The organism is Streptomyces sp. NPDC039424 (genome assembly GCF_055639495.1).
Map to the genome: position 1 here is coordinate 24,942 of NZ_JBVKAI010000035.1, position 23,871 is coordinate 48,812.

Annotated in this window: 19 protein-coding genes and 10 pseudogenes; 12 read left to right on the forward strand and 17 right to left on the reverse strand. The window is 65.6% G+C overall.

The window, feature by feature from the left end:
• Window positions 1-38 precede the first annotated feature (38 nt).
• The 5 genes and pseudogenes from ACZ7L0_RS42525 to ACZ7L0_RS42545 all read right to left on the reverse strand — a co-directional run bounded on the left by ACZ7L0_RS42525 (window position 39) and on the right by ACZ7L0_RS42545 (window position 4,167).
• Complete coding sequence (locus tag ACZ7L0_RS42525; protein ID WP_471247968.1) at window positions 39-779, reverse strand: Type 1 glutamine amidotransferase-like domain-containing protein; 741 nt, start codon at window positions 777-779, stop codon at window positions 39-41.
• A gap of 1,066 nt (window positions 780-1,845) precedes the next feature.
• Window positions 1,846-2,031, reverse strand: a pseudogene (locus ACZ7L0_RS42530) (IS630 family transposase); the annotation flags it as partial.
• Between the two features lie 178 nt (window positions 2,032-2,209).
• A complete protein-coding gene (locus ACZ7L0_RS42535; RefSeq protein ID WP_471247969.1) occupies window positions 2,210-2,749 on the reverse strand; it encodes an SMI1/KNR4 family protein in 540 nt (179 codons plus the stop codon).
• Window positions 2,750-2,845: 96 nt separating this feature from the next.
• A pseudogene (locus ACZ7L0_RS42540) lies at window positions 2,846-2,979 on the reverse strand (IS21-like element helper ATPase IstB); the annotation flags it as partial.
• 18 nt (window positions 2,980-2,997) lie between these two features.
• The gene (locus ACZ7L0_RS42545; RefSeq protein WP_471247970.1) at window positions 2,998-4,167 is read right to left on the reverse strand and encodes a hypothetical protein; all 1,170 of its coding nucleotides are present in this window, start codon (window positions 4,165-4,167) and stop codon (window positions 2,998-3,000) included.
• A 231-nt stretch (window positions 4,168-4,398) separates the two neighbouring features.
• Between ACZ7L0_RS42545 and ACZ7L0_RS42550 the strand changes: the two genes are divergently transcribed.
• On the forward strand, window positions 4,399-4,605 hold the full coding sequence (locus ACZ7L0_RS42550; protein ID WP_471247971.1) for a DUF397 domain-containing protein: 207 nt from the start codon (window positions 4,399-4,401) through the stop codon (window positions 4,603-4,605).
• Here ACZ7L0_RS42550 and ACZ7L0_RS42555 read toward each other — a convergent pair.
• The 7 genes and pseudogenes from ACZ7L0_RS42555 to ACZ7L0_RS42585 all read right to left on the reverse strand — a co-directional run bounded on the left by ACZ7L0_RS42555 (window position 4,602) and on the right by ACZ7L0_RS42585 (window position 11,921).
• The gene (locus tag ACZ7L0_RS42555) at window positions 4,602-5,693 is read right to left on the reverse strand and encodes an IS630 family transposase (RefSeq protein ID WP_471247972.1); all 1,092 of its coding nucleotides are present in this window, start codon (window positions 5,691-5,693) and stop codon (window positions 4,602-4,604) included. The two genes, ACZ7L0_RS42550 and ACZ7L0_RS42555, sit on opposite strands and share 4 nt — an antisense overlap.
• A gap of 193 nt (window positions 5,694-5,886) precedes the next feature.
• Window positions 5,887-6,528, reverse strand: a pseudogene (locus ACZ7L0_RS42560) (transposase); the annotation flags it as partial.
• A 520-nt stretch (window positions 6,529-7,048) separates the two neighbouring features.
• Window positions 7,049-7,288 (reverse strand): hypothetical protein, encoded by a 240-nt coding sequence (locus ACZ7L0_RS42565; RefSeq protein WP_471247973.1) that lies wholly within the window; start codon window positions 7,286-7,288, stop codon window positions 7,049-7,051.
• A gap of 107 nt (window positions 7,289-7,395) precedes the next feature.
• Entirely contained in the window at window positions 7,396-8,283 is an 888-nt protein-coding gene (gene ypfJ / locus ACZ7L0_RS42570; RefSeq protein WP_471247974.1) for a KPN_02809 family neutral zinc metallopeptidase, read from the reverse strand.
• A 776-nt stretch (window positions 8,284-9,059) separates the two neighbouring features.
• A complete protein-coding gene (locus ACZ7L0_RS42575) occupies window positions 9,060-10,025 on the reverse strand; it encodes an NAD(P)H-quinone oxidoreductase (protein ID WP_095849784.1) in 966 nt (321 codons plus the stop codon).
• 289 nt (window positions 10,026-10,314) lie between these two features.
• Window positions 10,315-10,998 (reverse strand): type 1 glutamine amidotransferase domain-containing protein, encoded by a 684-nt coding sequence (locus ACZ7L0_RS42580; protein ID WP_093868131.1) that lies wholly within the window; start codon window positions 10,996-10,998, stop codon window positions 10,315-10,317.
• A 227-nt stretch (window positions 10,999-11,225) separates the two neighbouring features.
• Entirely contained in the window at window positions 11,226-11,921 is a 696-nt protein-coding gene (locus tag ACZ7L0_RS42585) for a type 1 glutamine amidotransferase domain-containing protein (RefSeq protein ID WP_095849785.1), read from the reverse strand.
• A gap of 197 nt (window positions 11,922-12,118) precedes the next feature.
• Here ACZ7L0_RS42585 and ACZ7L0_RS42590 point away from each other — a divergent pair, with 197 nt between their 5' ends.
• From ACZ7L0_RS42590 to ACZ7L0_RS42610, 5 genes and pseudogenes are all read left to right on the forward strand, one after another.
• Complete coding sequence (locus ACZ7L0_RS42590) at window positions 12,119-13,027, forward strand: LysR family transcriptional regulator (RefSeq protein WP_260326308.1); 909 nt, start codon at window positions 12,119-12,121, stop codon at window positions 13,025-13,027.
• A 487-nt stretch (window positions 13,028-13,514) separates the two neighbouring features.
• Window positions 13,515-13,643, forward strand: a pseudogene (locus ACZ7L0_RS42595) (radical SAM protein); the annotation flags it as partial.
• Between the two features lie 2 nt (window positions 13,644-13,645).
• Window positions 13,646-13,789, forward strand: coding sequence for a hypothetical protein (locus ACZ7L0_RS42600; RefSeq protein ID WP_471247975.1), 144 nt, complete (start codon window positions 13,646-13,648; stop codon window positions 13,787-13,789).
• A gap of 72 nt (window positions 13,790-13,861) precedes the next feature.
• On the forward strand, window positions 13,862-14,665 hold the full coding sequence (locus tag ACZ7L0_RS42605; protein ID WP_471247976.1) for a protein kinase family protein: 804 nt from the start codon (window positions 13,862-13,864) through the stop codon (window positions 14,663-14,665).
• 208 nt (window positions 14,666-14,873) lie between these two features.
• Window positions 14,874-15,152, forward strand: a pseudogene (locus ACZ7L0_RS42610) (IS5/IS1182 family transposase); the annotation flags it as partial.
• Between the two features lie 18 nt (window positions 15,153-15,170).
• On the opposite strand, the gene ACZ7L0_RS42615 reads toward ACZ7L0_RS42610, so the two are convergent.
• Window positions 15,171-15,638 carry a hypothetical protein gene (locus tag ACZ7L0_RS42615; protein WP_471247977.1) on the reverse strand — a complete coding sequence of 156 codons (468 nt, stop codon included), beginning with the start codon at window positions 15,636-15,638 and terminating at the stop codon, window positions 15,171-15,173.
• Window positions 15,639-16,115: 477 nt separating this feature from the next.
• Between ACZ7L0_RS42615 and ACZ7L0_RS42620 the strand changes: the two are divergent.
• Together ACZ7L0_RS42620 and ACZ7L0_RS42625 are read left to right on the forward strand one after the other, a co-directional pair.
• Window positions 16,116-16,760, forward strand: a pseudogene (locus ACZ7L0_RS42620) (IS701 family transposase); the annotation flags it as partial.
• A 257-nt stretch (window positions 16,761-17,017) separates the two neighbouring features.
• Window positions 17,018-17,359 (forward strand): annotated as a pseudogene (locus ACZ7L0_RS42625) (transposase); the annotation flags it as partial.
• Window positions 17,360-17,378: 19 nt separating this feature from the next.
• Here ACZ7L0_RS42625 and ACZ7L0_RS42630 read toward each other — a convergent pair.
• Entirely contained in the window at window positions 17,379-17,693 is a 315-nt protein-coding gene (locus ACZ7L0_RS42630; RefSeq protein ID WP_471247978.1) for a hypothetical protein, read from the reverse strand.
• On the opposite strand from ACZ7L0_RS42630, the pseudogene ACZ7L0_RS42635 reads away from it, so the two are divergent.
• Window positions 17,671-18,645 (forward strand): annotated as a pseudogene (locus tag ACZ7L0_RS42635) (ISAzo13 family transposase); the annotation flags it as partial. The gene ACZ7L0_RS42630 and the pseudogene ACZ7L0_RS42635 overlap by 23 nt on opposite strands.
• 92 nt (window positions 18,646-18,737) lie before the next feature.
• Here ACZ7L0_RS42635 and ACZ7L0_RS42640 read toward each other — a convergent pair.
• On the reverse strand, window positions 18,738-19,649 hold the full coding sequence (locus ACZ7L0_RS42640; RefSeq protein WP_471247979.1) for a transposase family protein: 912 nt from the start codon (window positions 19,647-19,649) through the stop codon (window positions 18,738-18,740).
• A gap of 129 nt (window positions 19,650-19,778) precedes the next feature.
• A pseudogene (locus ACZ7L0_RS42645) lies at window positions 19,779-20,548 on the reverse strand (transposase).
• Window positions 20,549-20,617: 69 nt separating this feature from the next.
• Between ACZ7L0_RS42645 and ACZ7L0_RS42650 the strand changes: the two are divergent.
• The 3 genes from ACZ7L0_RS42650 (at window position 20,618) to ACZ7L0_RS42660 (ending at window position 23,278) form a co-directional block, all read left to right on the forward strand.
• Window positions 20,618-20,824: a hypothetical protein gene (locus tag ACZ7L0_RS42650; protein ID WP_085574018.1), complete on the forward strand. Its 207-nt coding sequence runs from the start codon at window positions 20,618-20,620 to the stop codon at window positions 20,822-20,824.
• A 349-nt stretch (window positions 20,825-21,173) separates the two neighbouring features.
• A complete protein-coding gene (locus ACZ7L0_RS42655) occupies window positions 21,174-22,637 on the forward strand; it encodes a hypothetical protein (RefSeq protein WP_471247980.1) in 1,464 nt (487 codons plus the stop codon).
• A 35-nt stretch (window positions 22,638-22,672) separates the two neighbouring features.
• Complete coding sequence (locus tag ACZ7L0_RS42660) at window positions 22,673-23,278, forward strand: hypothetical protein (protein ID WP_471247981.1); 606 nt, start codon at window positions 22,673-22,675, stop codon at window positions 23,276-23,278.
• A gap of 134 nt (window positions 23,279-23,412) precedes the next feature.
• On the opposite strand, the pseudogene ACZ7L0_RS42665 reads toward ACZ7L0_RS42660, so the two are convergent.
• Window positions 23,413-23,751, reverse strand: a pseudogene (locus tag ACZ7L0_RS42665) (transposase); the annotation flags it as partial.
• Between the last annotated feature and the right edge of the window lie 120 nt (window positions 23,752-23,871).

Genomic DNA, 23,871 nt, shown 5'->3' on the forward strand with positions numbered 1-23,871 from the left:
ACCAGCCCCAGACCAGGCGGGGCCGCTCTCTCACCATTTCACGCCGGCGAAGTGGGCTGTTGTGCTGCGACGAGCAGGCGACACTGCAGAGCTCGTTCCTGGACTCCGCTACCCCCGTCTGGCTCTACCCGATACAAACAGGCCTGAGGCGTGCGAGTCACCGCGTCCGTCAACAGACCGTCCGTGAAGAGGGCACCGACGCCGTCCTCCACTGCCCAGCCGGCCGGTAGCGCGCGGGTTGCCACGGCTGCCTGATAGGACGATCGACGACCCGACTCACTGTCGTAGTGCGGGCAGACCGAGCCGGGCAGCAGGCCCAACCCGTCAGAGAGGTGAGTCAGCGGCCCGAACGAGTCGGTATGCGAGCCCTCGGCCCAGCAGTTGGCACCAGCGCTGATGCCGCACAGCAAGGTCCCGCGGCCGAAGGCCTCGCGCAGCAGTCGGTCCACGCCGTGCGCGCGCCAGACCGCCAGCATGTTCGCGGTGTTGCCCCCACCCACATAGACGACGTCTTGAGAAAGCAGGAACATTCGCAGGGCGTCGTCATCGAGCTCCCGCCGAAACAGCTGCAAGACGCTGGGTTCGCAGGAACGTGACTGGTACGCCGCGAGAAATTGTTCGACGTAGGCGGGGGCGTCGCCACTGGCCGTCGGAACGAAGCACACCTTGGGCCGAGGAGCCTGCACCTGACTGAGTACCCAGTCATCCAGCAGACCATCGTCGTCGGTGGAGAAGCCGCCTCCAAGGAGAGCCAAACGATGCGCGGGAACGACAGCCACTAGGGTGCCTCCTCAGTTCACGATTCAGATGCGGACGATGCCCCGAACCGTGCCAAGTCATCGGCCACGTCCGCAATCGAATAGACCCTCCGTCGGTCTGCGGGTCTGTCCACCCAGGACAGGTCAAGACCCAATCGCAGACGGAGCAGGCCAGTAAAACGGCCAGCCCACGAGTCACTCCATAGTTCAGAAAAACAAGTTCACGCCCTCTAGCGACACGAACGGGTGCTTTCCACCCGAAACGTCCGTCGAGCTGGGCATCTACCCACCTCACCGGTGAGCTACCGGTGCGTCAACAACGGCCGGAATGCAACACCTTGGTGCCAGGCGTCGCGAGGGCGACCAGGACCCATCCACGTGACTACCTCCGCCACCTACCGGCGCACATACGTCACTGACCGGATCCCCGACAAAACGCGGCACCAGCTCACCATTGACTCTGCAGAGCAAAACGCGCTCGAGGAACGCCTAGCCAACTGCCCCAACCAGCCCATCACCGTCAACCTCGCCCGCTGACAAAGCGGTCTGGCCTCACCACGCGGCTGTGGCGGCGGCCGCTTCATTCCGAGGATCAAGAAATCGCACGGGCGCCGGGGTGACGGGCCGTCATGAACTCACAGGCCAGGCAACGGGAGTCACTTGCTCCGCTGACACCGTGGGCAGCCACGCTCGCCCCGAATGCCGGACCTGCCTCTGCTGGTTGCCCGAGCCGTAGCGGGAGCGCACCACTGGCCGCACCGCACGTCGCACAACGGAGTTCGCGCCGCTGAAGCAGCTCGGTGCACAGGGCGCACTGCCACATGAGCGGCGGTGAGACGGGCACGATGAGGCTTGCACGGAAACTCCGCAGTAGAGCTTCGTCGTCCTGGAGGCCCGTCCGGCCAGAGTTCTTTTAGCGCCTCCGGCAGGATGAGCGTCTTCACCAAGACGATCGCCTGCATCGGAGCACCCCCACGTCGGCGAGGAGGACTCGTACGGAACCGTGACCCTGTTCGGCTCGACCGGAGCACCCCGCGCCGGCGGGGAGGACGGTCTCCAACTGGGCACGTCTACTGACGTTGTGCCGTGAGGTCGTCAAGGTGATACCGGCTTCGGCGAGGCATCCGTTGATGAGGTTGCTGCGGTACTGGATCTGGCGGAGACCGTGTCGGAGCGTGCTGATGAGGTGGTCGGGGTCGGTGAAGGCGGTGTTGACCTGGCTGCTGCCCCGCAGCAGGAACCAGATGCCCTCGACGGGGTTGAGGTCCGGTGCGATGCTCTCACTGCTGCGCCTGGGCATGATATCGGGTGAGCGTGAGCCAGCGCCGCTCGAAGTCTTCAGTCTGCTCAGTGATCTGGGCTGGCGTGAGTGGCTTGTTGTACTGAGCGGTAATCCCATGGGCTGCGCAGTGCTGCGCAGCGGCCACGAACGTGGGACAGCCGGCCTCTCGTCAGAGCGGCTGGCCGTCGGAGGGGCCGCCGGAGCCGGGCTTGAACGTCGTGCCGAGGTTGTACTGCGCGATCCCGAACGGCTGGAAATCGGCGTCGGCAAGGATGCGGTAGAGGAACTCAGAGGTGGACATGTCGTACCGGTGCCAGTCGCCGACGTCATTGGACCGCGCAAGGACGGGGTACTCGCCCGGCCGCTCGGCATCGATCAGCCAGAAGTACTCGTCGGCCCATTCGGTGGAGCCCCACTCAACCAGCCCCTTGCCGCCGGGCGCGTAGATCGCATAGGGATCGACGGCGGAGACGCTTCCGGGCTTGCCGTCCTGGTCGACCGACACGTCGACCCGCCACTGTCTCAGGAAGTCGAACGCCCCGCGGCCCTCGTCGCGCCCCAGAAAGTAGACGGAATCACTGAAGACGCCGCCGGTGAACGCCTCGTAGAGCTCCTTGTAGTCCGCAGGCAGCGGAACCCCCAGCTCTCCCTCGATCGCCGCCCAGTCGACGGAGATCCCGAGCGGCTCCCACCCGGTCAGTTCGATCACTCGCTGAACCCACATACAACAATCTTTTAGCACCGGTCTTCGTCCCGATGTCCCTCAACCCCCTCGTCGTCACGTCAAGATCGACAGCTTTCGCACTCAGCCGACCCTGGCGGGTTCCTCAGCCCGGGCTCGTGTGCTGGCGAGGCGATAGGAGTCGGTGCCGGTCTCGATGATGGTGCCGTTGAAGTGAGGCGGTCGACGATGGCCGCGCAGGGCCCGGGGTCGGTGAAGCCGTTGTAAGGCAGAGCTCAATGCTTGAGACCACCGATGATGGTGGCGATCTGTGTCCAGAACTCGGAGCTGCCACCCACGTAGCTGAGGTACGGGATGAATAGCGCCGTGTTGTTGAGGGTGAACCAGCGCCGCAAGGCGGGGTCGACGGGCCAGGTGGGAGCCTGACTCAGTGCGCGGTGCCGGTCGAGGAGGACCTGAATGCGGCTGCTGAGATCATCATGTCCGCTGGTTGCCTCGACTAGCGCTGTCTGCGTGGATCGGATGTGCGGGACCAGCCGGCTCGCCTGCGCCGCCCAACGCTGCGAGTGCCGCTGCATCATCATGTGAAGTGTGCGCAGGGGCAGCCCGAAGGCGAGTACCTGGAAGCCGATGGCAAGCGCCAGCAGACCCAAGTAAACGGGGCGCCACCCCTCGTAGTCGGCCGGGAACAGTGGAATGAGGAAGTACCAAGCGGCGAGGTACACCGCTGGCAGACCGACTATCAACGACAGCCGGAAGTAGAACCTGCCGATCGTGCTCAACCCGGTCGCACCGTCCGGATGATCCGGCATCAGGTCAAGAATGTTCGAACGGCGAGGCAGCAACCGCCACACCGTTCCATACGCCACCATGCGGCCTAGTCGCTGACCGGCGACGACCCCGGCCAGCGACTGGAACACCGGCGCCCCCAAGCTGTGCGCCAGCACATGCGCCAAGTCGGCAGGGCCGAGAAGAATGAACAAGAACCAGCTCATGCCCAGCGCCGCGCCAATCAACGAGCCTGCGATCTTTTCGTTGCGATCACTGTTACGACGCAATGCTCGCCGAAGCTTGCGCAGTTCACGATTTGTCATGCGAAGCGTTCCATCGTCCACGAGGCTGCGCAACGTGTCATTGAGTGCTCCGCCTAGCGGCTCACTCAGTTCCACTCCGATCAGGAACACGAAGATTCCAGAGAAGTATTGCCAGTCCCAGCCGTAACGGCCGAAGGTGGAAGCGAAGTAGAGGCTGAGCATGGTCGCAGCAGCCAACGATGCCAGCAGTAGCCGTCGTCGCGCCGCGGGCATCGGCGTGGAGGCGAGCGAGTCGGCCGCGAGCGCACCGATGGCCATGACGGTCCAGGCGTCGGCGAGTACTCGCCCCACAGGCTCACCGCCGAGCCCGTACTCGACGCTGGCGACGACGACACCGAGAAGCGTCGGCACGGTCCACCGAGGCCAACGCGAGATCGCGTCCGCGAGGGAGGTGTGGCGACCGGCTGAGCTGATCCTGAGCAGCACTCGCCCTGCCTCTCTTGAATCCGGCATGCGTCTGGTACCGGGCTCCTGCGTCGGACGCATTCGACGCGTAGAGCGTCGCGCACTCATGGTGACGAACAGTGCCCGGGGCTACGGTCCTGAGATGACAGCAACGCAGGAAACAACGGAAGGATGACTATGGTGGCTGCTGACGGAGCTTCGCCGCAGGGATTCCGGCGCTCCTCCTTCTGTCAATCAAACGGATCTGGGTGCGTGGAAGTCGACCGGCACGTACAAGGCGCGGCGGTCCGAAGCTCCCGCACCCCTGACAGTCCGGCCCTCCAGTTCACCGAGGACGAATGGCGCGACTTCGTCCGAGGCGTCAAGGCGGGCGAGTTCGACTAGTGACCTGAGTCGGAGATTCGTCGGCAGTATGCGGCTACCTTGTCGAGGATCTCGTCGGCGGTCTTCGTCCAGATGAACGGCCTTGGGTTGTCGTTCCAGTCGGCGAGCCAGCTGCGGATGTCCCGTTCTAGGGCTTGGACGGAGCGGTGGACGCCTCGCTTGAGCTTCTTCTGCGTGAGCTCGGCGAACCACCGCTCCACCAGGTTCAGCCAGGACGAACTCGTGGGCGTGAAGTGCAGGTGGAAGCGGGGGTGGGCCAGCAGCCACTGCTTGACCGCAGGCGTCTTGTGGGTGACGTAGTTGTCCAGGATCAGATGGACATCGAGGTCAGCGGGAACTTCCTTGTCGAGCTTGACCAGGAACTTCTTGAACTCGACGGCCCGGTGGCGCCGGTGGAGGGAGCCGATCACCTTGCCGGTGGCGACCTCCAGGGCTGCGAACAGGGTGGTGGTGCCGGCGCGGACGTAGTCGTGGCTGCGGCGCTCGGGGACACCGGGAACCATCGGCAGGACGGGCTGGCACCGGTCGAGGGCCTGGATCTGGGACTTCTCGTCCACGCAGAGGACCAGAGCCTTCTCCGGCGGATCGAGGTAGAGGCCCACCACGTCGCGGACCTTGTCGATGAACAGCGGGTCCGTGGACAGCTTGAACGTCTGCGTCCGGTGCGGCGCCAGCGCGAACGCCCGCCAGATCCGCGAGACCGCCGACTGCGACATGCCCGTGGCCGCTGCCATCGACCTGGTCGACCAGTGGGTCGCGTTCTTCGGCTTCTCCTCCAGCGTCTTGACGATGACCCGCTCGACGTCAGCGTCGGTGATCTTCCGCGGGACACCGGGCCGCGGCTCGTCGGACAGGCCGTCCAGGCCCCGTTCGAGGAAACGCCGCCGCCACGTGCGGACCGTGTCCGCAGTGACCCGCAGCCGACGCGACACCTCCATGATCGAGTGCCCGTCCGCGCACTCCAGCACGATCCGCGACCGCAGGGCCAGCGCCTGAGCCGTCGTGCGACGACGCACCCAGCCTTCCAACACGGCCCGCTGGGCATCAGTCAGCAACAACGGCGGAATCTTCGGACCCGGACGACTCATACCCAACCAACGACGAATCTCCGACTCAGGTCACTAGGGGCGTTCGTTCGGATCACCGAGCGGAGCGGAGGAAAATGCCCGCGATATGGAGTCCAGCCAGGTACATCGTGGCTGTCTTCTCGTAGGCGGTCCCCGGGGGTGGTTCCCGGGGACCGATCGTCGTCTGGCAGTCAGTGATTCCTAATGCTGTCTGTCAAGCCGCGAGGGCCTTGGGCGGAGCGAGCTCGTAGCGCCGCCCGCCGCGTAGGAGTGCCCAGAGGACGTTGTCGGCGGCGGGCAAGGGCAAGGACGGCCTGGGTGTGACGCTTGCCCTCGGCGCGTTTGCGGTCGTAGAACCGGCGCGATTCCTCACAGTGCCGGATGCTGAACAACGCCAAGGTGTAGAAGACGCGTTGGAGGCGGCGGTTGTATCGCTGAGGGCGCCGCAGGTTGCCGCTGATTTTCCCCGAATCGCGGGGTACCAGGGCGACGCCGCCGAAGTCGGCGAGGCGGTCGGCGGTGCCGAAGGTCGTCATGTCGCCGCCGGTGGCGGCGAGGAACTCGGCGCCGAGGATGACGCCCAGGCCGGGCATGCTGGTGATCACGTCGAAGGCGTCGTGCTCGCGAAACCGGGCCTCAATGTTCTTGTCGAGTTCGGCGACCTGCTGGTTGAGGCCATCACCTCCCTCGCCAGCGTGTGCACCAGCTGGGCTGTCAGCTTCTCGCCGGGCAGGCTGGTGTGCTGCCGTTCGGCGGCCTCGATGGCGATCTCGGCAAGGCAGTCGGGGTGCACGACGTGGCGGTTACGCAGCCAGGTCTCCAGCCGCTTGGCGCCGATGCGGCGGATGGCCTCTGGCGGGGTCCGTCGCTGCACCGGCGCGGCGGGTACGGCCGGTGTAGTCGGGTCGGCGGCCGCCGTGGCGGCGCCGGCCTCCACGGGTGCGGGCGCCAGGACGTGCAGCGTGCGGACGTTCGCGCCGCGCACCTTCTCGTTGGCGGCCGCGACCGGCTTCGGCGCGCTCCAGCGCAGCTTCGTGCCGTACGCGGGGGCGTCGGGGGCGACGTCCAGGCGGCCGGTGTCCGCGTCGAACGCCACTGCCTGGACGTGCCCGGCGAGTTCCGGCGCGGCTGCGGCGAGGATGTCCTCGAACTGCGCGAGGACGCTGCCGCCGGCGGCCGGGGTGACCATGCCGCGCTCGGTCATCATCATTCAGATCGCGCTGCCGAGCCCGAGCGGTTCGCGGCCGTCGCGGCGTACGACCGCGCCGGTGCGCCGCTTCGTCTTGTCCTTCCGGGCGCCCCCGTTCTTCCTTGCCGCTTCCCGGGCCGCGAACAGGGCCTGGCGCGCGCGAGGTCCACCCCCCTCAGCTCGCTGCTCACGCGATCACCGCCCCGGCAGCCTCGCCGTCCAGCGGGCGGGCGGCTAGCTCGGGCAACCGGTCCGTCCACGGCGCGGGCACGGCCGCCTCGGTCCGGGCCGCCGCCCGCTCACGCAGCTGCTCCAGCCGCGCCACCAGCAGGTACTGCGCGGTGCGCTCCTGCTCTGTCTGCTCCTCCTGCTCTAGCTGCGCGGCGACGGCACGGTGCTGGAAGCAGCCAGCCTGTCGAGGCAGCACTCCCACTTGGTATCGGCCGCTAACGCTGACCGCGGCGCGGCATGAGACGCGATCTGCCCACCAGCGTCGGCCCACAGCTGGGCGTCGTGCCGTGGTTGTCAGCGTGGTCAGCTGAACGTGTTGCAGTCGGCGACGCGGCCGGAGCGGTAGCCGGTGGAGAACCATTGCTGGCGCTGGCTCGCGGAGCCGTGGGTCCAGGTGTCGGGTGTGACCTTGCCCTGGTAGCGCTGCTGGATACGGTCGTCTCCGACGGCGGCGGCCGCGTCCAGCCCGCGGTTGATGTCGTCCTTCGTCAAGTCGGTGATCAGTGGCTTACCGCTCTTGGGGTCGGGGGTGGTGGTGGCGTGGTGGGCCCACATTCCGGCGTAGCAGTCCGCCTGCAACTCGAGTTTCACCGAGCCGCTGTTCTGGCCCTTTCCGCTGCCGCGGGAGATCGTTCCGCTGAGGTCCTGGAAGTGGTGGCCGTATTCGTGCGCGATGACGTAGGCCTCGGCGAACGGGCCGCCTTTGGCGCCGAACTTGCTGCTCAGGTCGTTGAAGAAGCTGAGGTCGAGGTAGACCTTGTCATCGGCTGAGCAGTAGAAGGGGCCGACGTCGGAAGTCGCGGTCCCGCAACCGGTGTTCACACTGCCGGTGAACAGGTACGTAGGGGCCTGCTGGTAGGGCTTGCCGGCGGCTGTCTCCGTCTGCTTCCAGAATACCTGCACGCTGTCGACCACGGCGACGATCCGGCACTCCTCCTTGCGGTTGGCGTCGGCACCGGTCCGGCAGTCCGCCGCGAGGGCCGCGGCTGACTTGCCGGACGAGGACGTGTCGCTGCTGCCCGAGCCGAACATGCCGGGGTCGACACCCAAGAGCACGGACGCGACCAGCACCACGAGCCCGACCAGTCCCCCGCCGATGGTCTTCCCGCCGCCCGGGATCCCGCCCAGCGCACCTCCCCGCCCGTCCGCGACCTCGGACGTGTCCAAAGCAGCATCGTCGTCGAATTGCATACGTTGTCCCTCCTTCAAGCAGCGCGCCGGACCGCCCGCGTCGTCCCGCTCGCCTACCCCGTACGAGGACATCCCCATCCCGTCCTCTTCCTGCTCCGCCTCTTGGAGGAGCCGGCGGGTGACGCCGCGACGCCGCTCTGTGGGTGAACAGCGGACCGCCCGTGCGCGATAACGCCCCCTCCATGCCGTCGACCGCGCAGCGGGCCCCGCCTGTCGCCGGTGCCGGGACCGTGCCCGAGAGATTCAGACGACGGACGGCCGCCGCGGCTCGGTCGGGACGATCGCGTACTCGTCGAAGACCGCTCAAGGGCTTCGTGACCGTGCGTGCGGCGGTACGCCATCACGGCCGCCGTCACCGGCAACATCCAGAGAATGCGGGCGTGTCCGTCGGCCAGCGGGCACTTCTCCAGACCGGAGCCGTGGAAGTAGGGGGGCTGATCAGCAGGTGGTCGCAGTGGGACCCGGGCAGCCACAGCTCCCCGATGGACAGGCTGTGCGCGACGCCGGTGCAGGTGGTCGTCGTGTTGCTCAGAAGCCGTATCTCTATCGGTCATCAGGACAATTGGGATCGAACAACGGCCCAGGTCGGGTGATCTCGGCCGGGTGGCTGGCACGAGAACAGAGCCTCCTGGGAAGCTCGGGGTCGCGCCGCCACTCGAGTGGAGTCCCTGTTGTTCCAGTCCCGTGTGCCGGTCCCCGCTCCGTCCAAACCTCCCGCTTGGCGCGGTGCGATCGCCTCGTGCACCGGTTCGGGGTCGGTCGGCCGACTCTTGGAGTCATGCCGCGTCGGGGTTGAGTAGGACGATTTTGCCGATGTGGTGGGCGTCCAGGATGCGATGGGCTTCTGCGGTTTGGTCCATGGGCAGGGTCCGGTCGATGACGACCTGCACCGTTCCGTTCTCGATCAATGGCCATACATGTTCCTGGACTTCGGCCACGATGGCTGCCCTCTGTCCAGCTTGGCGGGAGCGCAGGGTGGTGCCGTGCACGGATGCACGCCTGGCGAGGAGTTCGACGAGGTTGAGTTCGGCCGTCAGGCCGTTCTGCAGCCCGATGACGACCAAGCGCCCGTCGAGGGCCAGGGAGTGGATGTTGCGCGGAAGGTAGTCGCCGCCGATGACGTCGAGGATCACGTCGTAGGGGCCGTGCTCGGCGAAGTCCTCGGTGCGGTAGTTGATCGCGAGGTCGGCGCCGAGTTCTCGGACCCTGGCAGCCTGCTCGGGCCCGCCGACGGTGGTGACGACGCGGGCACCGTGGGCCTTGGCGATCTGAATGGCTGTCGTGCCGATGCCGCCGGCTCCGCCGTGCATGAGGAAGGTCTCGCCTGGCTTCAGCCCACCAGTCATGAAGACGTTGGACCACACCGTTGCGGTGGCTTCCGGCAACGCTGCCGCCTGGACCAGGCTGACGCCCTTGGGCACCGTGAGCAGCTGCCCTTCAGGGACAGCGACCTTCTGCGCGTATCCGCCTCCGGTCAGCAGTGCGCACACCTCGTCGCCGGGCTGCCAACGCGTCACACCCTCGCCGAGAGCGCTGATCCGTCCGGAGACCTCCAGGCCCGGGTAAGGTGACGCTCCCTCCGGAACCGGGTACAGCCCCAGCCGCTGTGCCACATCGGCCCGATTGACGGCGCTGGCAACGACGTCGATGACCACTTCACCCCTCGCGGGGACGGGGTCCTCCACATCGATCCACTGCAGGACTTCCGGCCCACCGGGTTCCTTGATCGAAACTGCTTTCAAGACATTCCTCCGAGTGCGCCGCCTGACGGACGGCACATACGCCGGTCCGACGTTGTGAAAATGCGAGTGAGAGGGCACGCCCGGCAGGCTTACGCTGGTCCGGGGCCGCCGCAGAAACTCCGCCCGAGCCTGCCTGTCCAGCCCACGCACTGGAAACTGACGAGCCCAGGACCCGGACAGCCCTGAGCTCGAAGAACAAGCCACCTGTCACCGACAAGACGCGAGCAGAACCGTCGAACGCCCCGAGACACTTCACGAGCAGGACCGGTCCGGCCGATGCGGATCAAGGTCAAAGTTGGCGCAGCGTCTCGATGATCTTTGCCGTGACGACCTTGGTGGAAACGGGGTTCTGTCCCGTCACGAGCCTGCCGTCAGCGGTGGCGAAGGGGGTCATCGGGATGGTGGCCTTGACATAGTTCGCGCCCCGCTTGCGGAACTCGTCCTCCACCAGGAACGGCACCCGGCTCTTCACCATGGCGACTCGCTCCTCCGCGGTGGAGAACCCGGTGACCGTGCGGCCCTCGACGAGCAGGGAGCCGTCGGAGAGCGTGATGTTCAGCAGTCCGCAGGCACCATGGCAGACCGAGGAGACCACGCCGCCGTTCTCATAGATATCCCGCGCGACCTGCTGAAGCGCGGCACTGCCGGGGAAGTCCCACATGACGCCATGCCCGCCCGTGTAGAAGATCGCTGCATACTCGGCCGGGTCGACGTCGGCCGCCTTCCTGGTGTGGTCCAGGCTCGACATGAACGCGCGATCGTTCATGTACTTGCGAACCTCTTTGTCGGCCAATCTGACGCTTCGCGGATCCAGCGGTACCTGTCCCCCTTCCGGACTGACGATGTCGACCTCGAATCCAGCCTGGCGGACTCGGTCGTAGAAGTGAACCAGCTCTGCGATCCACAGCCCGGTCCGGTGGGGGTTCGTTCCGTAGGTCGACTGGTTGGTGACTACGGCGAGGATCTTGCTCATCTGTGTGCCTCCGGCGGTGAGGCAGGGCTGTGGCGGCTGCCCGGATCACGAGCCTTTTTTCATGGCCACGACCTGCCAAGAGTGAGACGGCTTGTGAGGAGTCGGCCGCCTCAGTCGCCGTTGTCATAGGTGCCGATGTCGTCCGCGTGCCTCACTGCGCCCGTACGGGGCCGGCTGGCGAAAGCAGCGTCTGGTGCCCCTCCCAGGCGCAAGCGGATATGCGAGGTTCAGGCCAGCTTCTTGAGGATTTCGGCTGCGGCGGGTCCGGCGGAGGCGGGGTTCTGGCCGGTGATCAGGTTGCGGTCGACGACCACGTTCGGGGCCCACGGCTCGCCCTCCTGGTAGTCCGCGCCGATCTCGACCAGACGGTCCTGGAGCAGCCACTTGGCATTGGCCGCAAGACCCGTCTGGGTCTCCTCGGCGTTGCTGAAACCGGTGAGCCGATAGCCGGCGAAGGCGTTGCCGCCGTCGGCCGTGGTGGCGGCGAGCAGGGCGGCCGGTGCGTGGCAGACCACGCCGAGCGGCTTGCCCGAGGCGAGGGCATCGATGAGGAGCCTGCCGGAGGTGGCGTCGACGGCCAGGTCCTCCATCGGGCCGTGGCCACCGGGGTAGAAGACGACGGCGTAGTCGGCGAGGTCGACGTCCTCCAGCCTGATGGGGTGCTGAATCTCGTCGATCGAGGCGAGGGCGTCCGCCACCTTCTTCGCCCCCACCTCTCCGCCGTTGAACTGCGGCGCCAGGCTGCCCTGGTCCAGAGGCGGTACGACGCCGCCGGGTGTGGCGACGACGATCTCGTGGCCGGCGGCCGTGAACGCCTGGTACGGGGCCACGGCCTCCTCGGCCCAGAAGCCGGTCGGGCGCTTGGTGCCGTCCGCCAGCGTCCAGTGGTCGGCGCCGGTCATCACAAAAAGGATCTTCGACATGGTGTGGTGGTCTCCGAGAGCTGGGGGTTCACGCTTTGACGTTTCGACTTCAGAACGTCAGCGCTCCTACGTTTGAAACTAAAGCCGCCGAAGAAATCGCGCCAATGAAGGCATCGATACCAGGTATCGACGAACCGATGCCCTGCACGGGGACGAATGGCAGGTGGCTGCCGTGCGTACCTCGTAGGCTCGACGCCGTGAGCGATCAGGACACTCATGGATTGGGTCCGCTGGACCTGAACCTGTTGCGCACCTTCCTTGCCGTGCACCGCCTGGGGTCCTTCACCGCCGCTGCACGGCGGCTGGGGCTGTCGCAGTCCACCGTGACCACGCAGATCCGGGCGCTGGAGAACCGTCTGGGCCGTGAACTGTTCGAACGCCGGGCGCACGGTGTCACCTCGCTGCCCCACGCGGACGAACTTGCCACGCGACTGTCAGGCCCCCTGGATCAGTTGGCCGACATCACCGGCGAGGAGCCGAGCAGCACCGCGGGACCGGTGCACCTGGCCGGGCCCGCAGAGTTCATGAGTACCCTCGGCCTTCAGACGCTGGCTCCGCTGGTCGCGCAGGGCGTCCGGCTGCGGGTGGCCATCGGACTGACCGAACCGCTGCTCGAGGAAATGCGGGCCGGACGCCACGACCTCGTCGTCGCCACCCGCCGGCCCCGGGGCCGGACGCTGCAGGCCGAACTCCTCGCCGACGAGGAGTTCGTCCTGGTTGCTGCCCCCGTCTGGGCCGAACAGCTCATGGGACAGGAACTGCCTACTGCCCTGGAAAGCCTGCCCATGATCGCCTACGCCGAGGACCTGCCCATCGCCCGCCGCTACTGGCGCCACGTCTTCGACCGCCGCCTGCGCGTCCAGGCCGCGATCACCATCCCCGACCTGCGCAGCGTCCTCACCGCCCTCACGGCCGGCGCCGGCTGGAGCGTCGTGCCCAGCTACCTCTGCCGGACCGAACTCGCCTCCGGCGCCCTCCGGCTACTGCACCAGCCGGAGGACCCCCCGATCAACACTGCCTACCTCGTCCAACGCCCAGGCAGTTCCATCAATCCTCACGTCACGCTCGTCCGTGAGCATCTGCTCGCCGCTGCGAAGACCTGGTGAGCCCAAGCCGGTACCCCGAGGTCATGTCGGGCTGACATCGGGTTGCGTCACCGGCACTCCCGATCAGCTGGGGCTACGAGCCAACACAGCGCCATTCGTAACGCAGAGTAACAACCCTCTACCGATCGTGAGGCTGGTTCTGATCGAACACGGTCCTTGGCCGGGCGATCTCGGCCGGGTGGTGAGTACGGGGCCCCTAGCTCGGGTTTGCGACCACTGGAGTGCCAGGAGGTCCTGTTGTTCCGGTCTCGCGTCACGGTCCCCGTCTCGTCCAACTCCCGCATGGCGTTGCCGGTGACTTTGCGGCCTTCCAAAGCCCGTCAGCGACAACATTGCCGCAGGTCAACGGCTTGCGCTGCCGCTAGATGCCGCATCTCAACCAATCATGGAACGTGCGGTTCGAACAGGTTTCCCGCCGGGGTGATCTTCCCGCTGTACGCGCATGAAGGCAGGGCCTCTCGGTAGCTCGGGGATGCGAATCTAACCGATGCTTCGCACCGGAGGATGCAGCGGCTGCACGCTGTCCGGCACGTGTCGGGTATGCAGGCCGATGGCGAAGGTCTTCCAGGCGGCGAAGGCACCACTGGTTACCTACTGCCAACACCCAGAGAGGTAGACATGCCTGCTGTGATGGTCGAGCTCACGCGCACCCCGCAGACCGATGTCGTCCAAGCCCCGGAGAACGTCATCCTCGTCGGCGACATCGCGGAACTCACCGCGGACGCCGTGCCCGGCTGCAACGACGACAACCCCTACAACTAGCCCCCCCCTGCTGGGGCCTCGCCACACGTACCCGCGGCGAGGCCCCAGCGCCACACCCCACAGGAGACTCCATTGCCCACCCCGCGTCTGACCGAGTTCCCGCAGACCGTGCTGCGGATGATCGAGAAGTTCAGCGGCCCCATTGTCGACGTCGGAACCATCAACGCAGGTCTCAACAGCGCCATCGCCGCCCGCGTGCGCACGACCGACCGTGCCTTGTTCGTCAAGGGCCTGCCTCTCGATCACCCACGGGTCTGGACCCAGAAACGTGAGGCGCAGATCAGCCCCTACGTCCGAGGCATTGCACCCGAACTGCTCTGGCAGGTTGAAGAGGACGGCTGGAGCCTCCTCGGCTTCACGTACGTAGACGGCCGCCACGCCGACTTCACCCCGGACTCCCCCGACCTGCCCGCGGTCATGGCCTCCATGATTCGACTGGCCGAAGTGCCAGCGCCGGGAGTTAAGCTGAAAACCATGCCGCACCGGCTCAGGACATACGTGGACGACCCCGCAGACCTGTCCTGGTTCGCTGGAAACAGCCTCCTGCACACCGAATGGAACCCACACAACGTTCTCATGACGGGCAGCGGTGCCATGTTCGTGGACTGGGGATGGGCCTCAACCGGCGCCGCCTGGATCGACCCGGCGCTGTGGCTGCTCTGGCTCATCGCTCACGGCCACACCCCCCACCAGGCACAGAGCGCAGCCGCCGCTCACCCATCATGGAAGCTGGCCCCGCCCGCAGGACTCGACGCGCTCGCCCGGGCCCAACACCGAATGTGGGACTCCATCGCGGCCGCAGACCCAGAGAACTGGGCAAAGCCGATGCAGAACGCCTCACACGCCTGGCACGAACATCGCCAATCTCGGGCTTGACCCGACCCTGCACGGAAGCGCGGCAAGGAGCCGGTCGACGAACACCAGCCGGTGTTCGGCTCCAGCGCTCACGGCTCGCTTCCGCGGCCGGGAAGCAAGCCGCTTCTGGTGCCGCTCATGCCACAACCGACCTGAGCGATGAGTTCTGGCACCCAACGCTGGGTCAGTCGAGCGCGCGTTCGCTCACCTGCACTGCGGGCCGTTCAGGCCGTATAGCTCGCGCCGAAACCGCCAGTACCTACGGCGACGGCAGATCCGGCACACGATCCCCGAACGCCGGGACCAGCGGGCCAACCGGTGGCGACGCGGCAGCCGAGGCGGCCGCCCCGCCGGCTTCGACGGGACGCGCTATGCCCGCAGGAACGAAGTCGAGCGGACCATCAATGCGCTCAAGGGCTCCCGGGCCGTGGCAACCAGGTACGACAAGAGAGCGTACGTCTTTCACGGCACGGTCACCCTGGCTGCGATTCGACTGTGGCTCCGTTGATGATCCGCCGGGCAGTCCTCAAGCTCGGTCGTCCTGCAGCTGAGAGCTCAGCCGCACCTCAGCGAGCTCTTGGCCGGTCAACACCTTGTCTCGCAACTGACGGAAGCCGTGCAACGCATCCTCGTCGTGGACGGTACCAAGCGCCTCTTGAATTGCCTCTTTTATCATCGGGAGGTCTCGCGCCCAATTACGAACGTGCCAGTGGATCATCTCGTCCAAGAAACGACATGATGGACTCTTTTCTCCCTCATCGCGGATAATGACCTCTCGCCCCGCCCAGATGCGTTCAAAGCACCACAGCAGGGTGAAGTAGGCAGAGCGCGCTGCAATGAGATCGCTGGCCTGCTCGCGATACCGGACCAGAGTACCCAGAACGTCACGGGCTGCCTGTACGTGACCCGATGTCAGGTCGGCGTGCAGAGAACGAGCAAGCTCCAAGCTGGTTCGACGCCTCTGGTTTCGATGGGCCGCGAAGGACAGAGCCACTGCCCCAGCGGACACAAGCAGAGCCAACACGCTCATCGCAGTCTGCACTGCACACCCTTCCCCACCCTCCTTGCCGAGCCAGCCGCACGGCCCAGAGCAACTACCAGCTATCTCAGCTGACAGCAGCCCTGCCGAGAAAAGCTACCAAGAGGATGGGACGACCAGCCCTGGTGACCCGTCGGACACGTCCTAATCCCCGCAGCGATCCTGCAGCACATCCTCGATGCCATCCGGGAGGCAATGGAGACTTCGCCGACTTTGTCCCGTGGCCAGGCGGCGAGGTCACCGAATGGGTCGGCGACGAACTAGGTGACATCGGGCCGCTCGGCAACTTCCGGCTCGTCGAGCCTGACTTGGCCGACGCCTGGACCGTGCAACCAGCCTGCCAATGATCAGCTCGATGAACCCTGATCACACCAAGCCGCCGTCACCCAGGCGATGGGGAGCGGGGAGGCCAGAGCGCGCAGGATCATGTCGCGGGCCAGTTCGCCCTTGGTGGCGAAGGTGCAAGATTCGCGCTTCCGGCGCTTCCTGGAGGACGCCGAGCTCTCCTACGTGGTCGCCGTCCCCAAGTCACAGCAGGTCAGCGGCCCGCGCATCGACCATCTCATCGCTCAGGCTCCGCCCGAGGCATGGCAGCGTCTGTCAGCAGGGCCGGGAGTTAAAGGCGAACGGTTCTACGACTGGGTCGCCGCCCGGCTGCCCGCCGTGACCCAGTCCGGCGCCGACGAGCCGACACGGCAGAAGTGGGTGCTGGCCCGCCGCAGCATCAGCAGGCCCGACGAGATCGCCTACTACCTCGCCTGCGCTCCACTGGACGCAACCGTCGTCGACCTGGTCCGCGTCGCCGGCTGCCGGTGGAAGATCGAGGAGTGTTTCCAGAGCGCGAAGAACGAGTGCGGCCTCGACCAGTACGAAGTCCGCCGCTACGTGGGCTGGCACCGGCACATCACGCTTGCCATGCTCGCCCACGCGTTCCTCGCGGTGATGGCCGTGCAGGAACGTGAAAAAGGGGTGCCGAGGCCGACACACCCGACCTCGTGGACCTCACACCAGCCGAAATCCGTCGTCTGCTGGCAACTCAACCCCGCAACCGTCCTGCACGCCGCGACCACGCGGTGAACTGGTCCCGATGGAGGCGTCGCCACCAGGCACGCGCCCGACGCTGTCACTACATGCGGCGCGGACACACGTTGGTGGGACGACCTGTCCAAGACAGTCCCGCGCATACCGCACCCGCGCTACACTCCCCACAGCCAGGCCGTTGACCAGCAGAAATACAGAAGTCCGGCTGGAGTACTAATACTCCAGCAGTGGTTCGTGTCCTGAGCTGGTGGTTGTCGTTGTCCTGGTATGGAGGGGATGACTGAAGTCGCTGACTGACTGGTGAGTTGGAGTCGGTGTTCGCCCGGGCGGCGGGCCGGTTTGCTCGGGCGGATCTACGGTGGCGGATGCGGGACTACGTCCGCGGTCTGCTGGGGCGGGCGACACGCAAGAACGGCTGGCAGCTCGCGGAATGGGCAGGTCACCGCACTCCCGACGGCTTCCAGCGGCTGCTGAACAGCAGCGTCTGGGAGGCAGACGCCCTGCGTGACGATGTCCGTGGCTATGTCGCCGAACGGCTCGGGCCGGACGGAGTGCTGATCATCGACGACACCGGGTTCATCCAGAAGGGCACCACCTCGGCCGGGGTCGGCCGGCAGTACACCGGAACCTCCGGGGCTTGTTTCTGAATAACTGTCAGGGTTGGTCCCCCTGGTGGTCCTCGTCGGGCAGGCGGACTCGGAGCTGTTCGAGGGTCCGGGCAGGCGGCCCGGGCAGCGGTGTGACGGTGATGCGGTGCAGGTCCAGGAGTCGGTGGCCGTCTTGGAACTGGTTGGATAGGTTGGTGCGGGTAACGCCCAGCAGCTGGGCCATGAGGGTGCTGGTGATCGCTCTGCGGCGGCGTAAGAGCGCGGCCAAGAGACGGTAATAGTGGTCCAGGCTGCTGGTCTGCGGGTGGAGGTAGCTGCGAGGGCGGTGGAAGCGCCGTACCGGCTGGGTCAGTGTCGGCACGGATCACGACACCGCCGCGTTCGCTGTCGCCTCCATCCGCCGATGGTGGCAAGCCCGCGGCAGGCACGACTACCCGGCCGCCACCCGTCTGCTGATCACTGCGGACGCGGGCGGCTCCAACGGCTACCGCACCCGCGCCTGGAAGACTGAACTCGCAGCACTGGCCGCCGAGACGGGCCTGGACATCACGGTCTGCCACATGCCGCCGGGCACTTCGAAATGGAACAAGATCGAGCACCGGCTGTTCTCCCACATCTCCATGAACTGGCGAGGCCGCGCGCTGACCAGCCACGATGTCATTGTGAACAGCATCGCGGCGACGACCACCCGCGCTGGGCTGAAAGTGCATGCCGAACTCGACCCGGGCACCTACGACACTGGCATCAAGGTCACCGACAGCGACATCGATGCCCTGCCGATGGACCGGCACCGCTTCCACGGTGATTGGAACTACACCCTCCACCCTCAGCCTCGCGACACCACCAGCGCGGTCGGTGAAGCCAAGAGCCGGCGATCAGCCGGCCCATCCCCGCCGCCCGGCACTGGGTTTCTGCGCAACCCGGAGCTGACCGGCATGCCCGAACCGGCACTGGACGAACTCGTCGACCAACTGACCGCAAAACTCTATGAGTTACGTGAGCAGGCGCGGCTCGAGCAACGGGGAGGCGAGCCCATCCGCGCTCGCGGCGCAGGGGCGAAAGACAGGCTGACCACCGCCGACAGAGTCCTGGCCACCGTGCTCTACCTGCGGAAACTCGGCACCCGAGACCTACTCGCCCAGCTCTTCGGAGTAAATGGCAGCACACTCACCAGGGCCGTTCACCAAGTCCAGCCCCTCCTGGCCGAGCGCGGCTACACCATTCCACCCTCGACCGCCAGGTTCCGCACGCCTGCCGAGGTCACCGCGTTCCTCGCGAACAGCGGCCCCTCGGAGATCAAATCAGCATGTTGATTCTCTGCGAGCCCTAACGAGCTCGTGCACGGTAGGCAGGAAGGTGTCGAGGATGTCGCCGGGGCTTGATGTTCACATCTGCCGTGCCGATGTCAGGTCCCGGTCTGTTGGTGGGACAGCAGTCCGGCGACGGTCTGGACGGTGTCGCTCATGTGCTCGCGGTGACCGAGGTGGCGGGCCAGGGCCCGCCAGTTTTTCAGGTGGGCGATGCCGTGTTCGACCCGGATGCGGCGTGAGGAGTGGGCTTTGCGCTGTCGTTCGTGTATCTCCTCGTACCAGTCCGGGGCGTTCTTCTTGAACTTGCGGTGTGGTGGTGTGATTACCCGGCCGCCGGTCTGGGCGCTCAGGCCCTGGTAGCCGGCGTCGGCGAGGATCTCGACCGCGGGGCCGTCGGCCAGGAGCTTGACCAGCCCTAGCTGGCGGGCGTGGGTGATGTCCGCGCAGTTGCCGGGCTTGGTCGGGCTGCAGAAGAGCACGCGGCCGTCCCCGTCCGTGACGACCATGGTCTTGACCGCGTTCTGCTTGTTCTTGCCGGAGATGAACCTGTCCCGGTCCTTGCGCCCGGCTGCCGACCGGCGGACCTGGATCTCGGTGCCGTCGATGATCCCGGTCTTCCCGTCGGCACCGAGGTGATCGATGACCTCGGCCAGGGTCCGCAGCCGCACACCCGGGCTGACGGTGCACCCTCGCTCGGCGAGCAAGTGCCGCACCTCTCCGATGGCCCGAGTGATGGTGGAGCGGTCGACACCGAACCAGCAGGCGAGCACGTCGTGCGTGGTGGCATGCCGGAGGTGCACGAGCGTGGCCAGGAGCCGGTCGACGAACACCAACCGGTGCTTCGCGCCCGCGCCCACAGCACGCTTCCGCCGCCGGGACGCAAGCTTGGCCTGGTGCCGTTCGTGCCATAACGGGCCCAGCTCTGCGACGAGTTCAGCGATCACGTTGGCCGACAGGCCCGTGATCCTCCGGTCGCTGATGATCGCTGCACGAGACGCGTTCCCCACCACACGACCATGATCGACGATCAGAAGCTCGACGCCTCACTGCCTACCGTGCACGAGCTCGTAAGGGCCGTCCCGTAAATGATCTTCGGGGGGCCTTGGGCACGGTTGGTCGTTGCGCGGCCCGTTGATCTATCCGGCGAGGGCGAGGTTGTGCATCCGGGCGATGCCGAGCATGGCGTGGTGAACGCCGTCGCCTTTGAGGCGGCAGTCGCGGAGGATCTTCCAGGCCTTCATGCGGGCGAAGACGTGCTCGACGCGGGCGCGAACCCGCTTGTGGGACTTGTTGTGTTCCTCTTTCCAGTCCGGGAGCTCGGTCTGCCCGCGTTCACGGCGGTGCGGGATAACCAGTCCGGTGCCTGGGTAGCCGCCGTCGGCGATCGTGAGGGTCCTGCCGACGGCAGCCTTGGCGCCTGACTCCTCCCATGCCTTGCAGTCGTTGCGGTTCCCTGCGAGTGGCCGGCCGACTACGACGACCAGGCGGGTGTCGGCGTCGATGACGACCTGGTGTTGGTGGAGTACCTGTATTTCTTCGACTGCTCGGCGATGGCGTGGTCCCGGGTCGGGACCAGGGTGCCGTCCACGATGAGCACAGTGTCCCTGGCGAACCGCTTGCGGGGCTGGAGCGCGAGCATCGGCCCGAGGTGGTCGATGATCCGGTCCGCCGCCGACTTCGACACCCCGAACAGCGGGGCGAGCTGCCGCATCGTCAGGTTGGTGCGCCAGTAGGCGGTGACCAGCAGCGTCCGGTCCTCCAGCGGAAGGCTCCACGGCCGGCCCCTGCGTACCGCGTCCGCACCTGCGCGGCGCAGTACCGTCACCAGCTTCCCGAACTGCCGCGGGCTCAGCCCGGAGAACGGGGCTATCCAGGACGGTTCCGACGTCGTGATCACACCAGCCACGCCAAGATCATCTCATTCGCCCTATCATCCAATCCATAGAGACGAACATCGTTGAGGGGGCCGATGGGGATGACCGCAGCACGCATGGCAGCAGCCGTGCTGGCCACATGGGCCACGCTGATCCTGCTCCTGCTTGCGCCGTCGCCCCTGCCAGAGCATTGGCGCTACTACATCTACTCTCCAGCGAGCGTGGGCCTGTGGCTGCTGGCCATGCTCGTCGCCCCTGTCGTGGTCTGCATCGTGAAATGGCCATGGATCAAGTCGGGCGGCAGGTGAACCTCGACTTGCATACGGGCCCGAGGACTACCCCTTAACGCCTGGTCATCAATTACGGGCGGCTGAGGTACGGACGGGCCCCGGATCGAGTGATGGCCCTGCGGCAGCTTGAACCTCAGTAATCGCTGGCACGGTGTGCCAGTCCGGGCTGACCACGACTATGCGAACCATCCAAGCCCCCTCGGTCCCTCACAGCCAAGCACCGTTCAGTAGGAGTCGACAGTCAGGCTGTTTTCCAAGCACACTGTCGCCATCTTTTTGGGGAGATCCACAGACTAATCCTGAAATGATCAGTTACGCTGCAGAGCACACTGACGCGAGCTAAAGCTGGTTGCGCCCCGGGGGCAACATGGGTACACCCATCACTGCAAGCACTTATGTACACCGTGGGCGCCACGAGAACATCTCACTGCTACAGGAGGTGCTCAACGCGCCAACGGATGAAGCGTGGTTCGCCGCCGTCCAGCGTTGCAGATCCAGGTTTCATCCAAGTCTCCTGGCCGAAGCGGACTATCTCGCGCGTAGCGCCCCCTTTGAGGGGGACGGGGAGCTACTAGGGCACATCTCTGTCTCCCTCTTCATGTTCACGCTAGGTGAGAATCTCCGGCTACGCGATACGCGTGGCGCGATCAACCAGCAGGCCGTCGACTGTGCCCTCAGCACGTACATGAGCTTGGTGTCCGACGGGAACGGTGACTCCCTTGTACTCCACGTCCGCGCGGCACGCGCCGCGCTCTCAGCATCATTAGCTGTCCTGCCCGGCAATGAAGAGAGGGTCAACCGGCTGAGAACGGACCTCCTGGCTTCACTGGAGTCCTGCGCTGACATGGAACACCTCCGCTCGACCATTGGCGAATCCCTGTACAACCTGTTCTACCTTCTCCTCGACGGCCCGTTGACCCGACTGCCCATGATTGCTTTCACACTTGAATCCGGAGAGAAGTGGAGGGATCTACGCGGGCTGATGATGCCCTCATGTCAATTCGATGCTCCCGAGAGCCTCGAACGCTATGTGGACGATCTGCGTGGCTTGGCCGCCAAACTAAAGGAGGCAGACCTGGGTGGCGGAGGCCAGATGTTGGAGAGCATTGCATCCGCCTTACAGACATCACGCCTTGGCTTCATGCCTACCCATTCAAGAGAGCGATGGTCCATGGGATCCGGGCCATGCGGGAACTGTGCCATGAACTTCGCTTCACAAAGTCTTTTGGTGCTCGACGAGAACAGTCCCAGTATCTCCGCACCTAACGGATGCGTCTATTTCAGAGAATCACTCAACCGAGCACGGTGTCTGTTCTGCGGCACCAGTGCCCACATGGAAACCCCCGGTCTGCTTTACTGGCGCGAGCGAAGAGCCATCTACTACCGCATACCCAAGACGTCGAACCTGCGACGAGACGAATCCACAGAATTCTATCGAGAGGCTATCGAGGGTCTGCGTGAACTATACAGGGACCAACTCTCGGAGTCAGAAGCCGAGGAATTCGATGCCGCCATCGAAATCATCACCCACGGATGGGGCGAGTGGGTTCACGCAGTGCACATGGGAGACATTATTGGGGAGGACCACACGCTGAATCTCGTGGAAACGGGCCCCGAATCTGGGATCGTCGTTGACATAACAAAGAACTTCATGCAGGAAGTAAGTGGCCAGGAGTACCTGGCATGGCAGGAAAGGGCGCGTAACTCTCGGAATATCGTGTCTGAACCGGACAGGATGAAGCCCGGTCACCCAGACCTTCCCGGCAAGATGACTGTGAGCAGCGCGCTGCAAAGGATCACGCGGTTGTTCCGCAGAGACCAAGGCGCCTAGGAGGCAATGCCCGCCTTGGAGAATCGAGCTCCGAGATGAACTCTGTCGTCGAATTTTTCACCGCCGAGTCTGGCATCTTCGCGGCGGCCGTCGCAGCTGTCGGCCTCCTTGGTGCGATTATCGCTCTCGTGCGACCCTACTTCGAATCACGGAGGAAAGACTCGGAGGACGTTGGGCGTCTGGAGATCACTGCACTACACGTAAGCGATCTCGCCGAGTGGAGCACAGCACGTGAGATGCGGTTCGCACTGTCCAACGCTGGCAACCGTCAGGCCGTCCTTGTGTCTCTGCATCTGCATGTGGAGTCATCCACGCCTAGCCAGACGATCCACCGAACGAGAACGGCCGCCCCGGTCGAAGTTTATCAGCACAGGGTTGAACTCTCGGTGGACAAATCAAGTTTCGACATCCGGGGGAGGTCATTCAGTACGCATGTCAAACCGCTCAACTTTGAAAAGGGAGAGACGATGGCCTTCATCGTCAAACTCGTTTCCCCTTCAGCTTACGTCTACCATATGCGCGTGGAGGCGGCGTGGTACGACGTCGGAGAGCCTCATACCATCCGGCAGTCGCACACGGAGTACGTAGACGTCGATTTTCCTCAATTTCCGCCGCGAGACGAACCCCAAGTGCAGCTGTGACGCGGTACAGCAGCGAAGTACAGGCCCAGCCACCCTGCCAATGCGCGACAACGGCTCTCACGACCCATTCGGCAGCCTGCATGCGTCCACGTCCTGACCGGGTGCCAAATGGACCCTAGGTTCTGTCTCTTTGGTCAGCGGCGGGTCCAGATGAGGATGCCCGCGAGGTGGAGTGCGGCCTGGTAGGCGATTGCGAGCTTGTCGGTTCGTGTGGCCAGGCCGCGCCACTGCTTGAGGCGGTTGATACACCGCTCGACGGTATTCCGCTGCTTGTACGCCTCGCTGTCGAAACTGGGCGGACGGCCACCGAACCGGCCTCGCCGCAGACGGTGGCCGACTTGGTCGGATGGCTGCGGGATGACCGCACGGATGCCCCGGCGCCGCAGGTGGCTGCGGATGGCACGTGAGGAATACGCGCGGTCGGCCAAAACCGCCCGGGGCCGGGTCCGGGGCCTGCCCGAGCCAGCGCGGGGGCACGCGGATGCGGGACATCACCTAAGACGTCATTTCAGTTGGCGTGATCTTGCGGCAGTCTGGGGTGATGGCTGCTGTGCTTGTCGAGCGGATGGTGCCGGAAGACCTGTGGGAGTTGT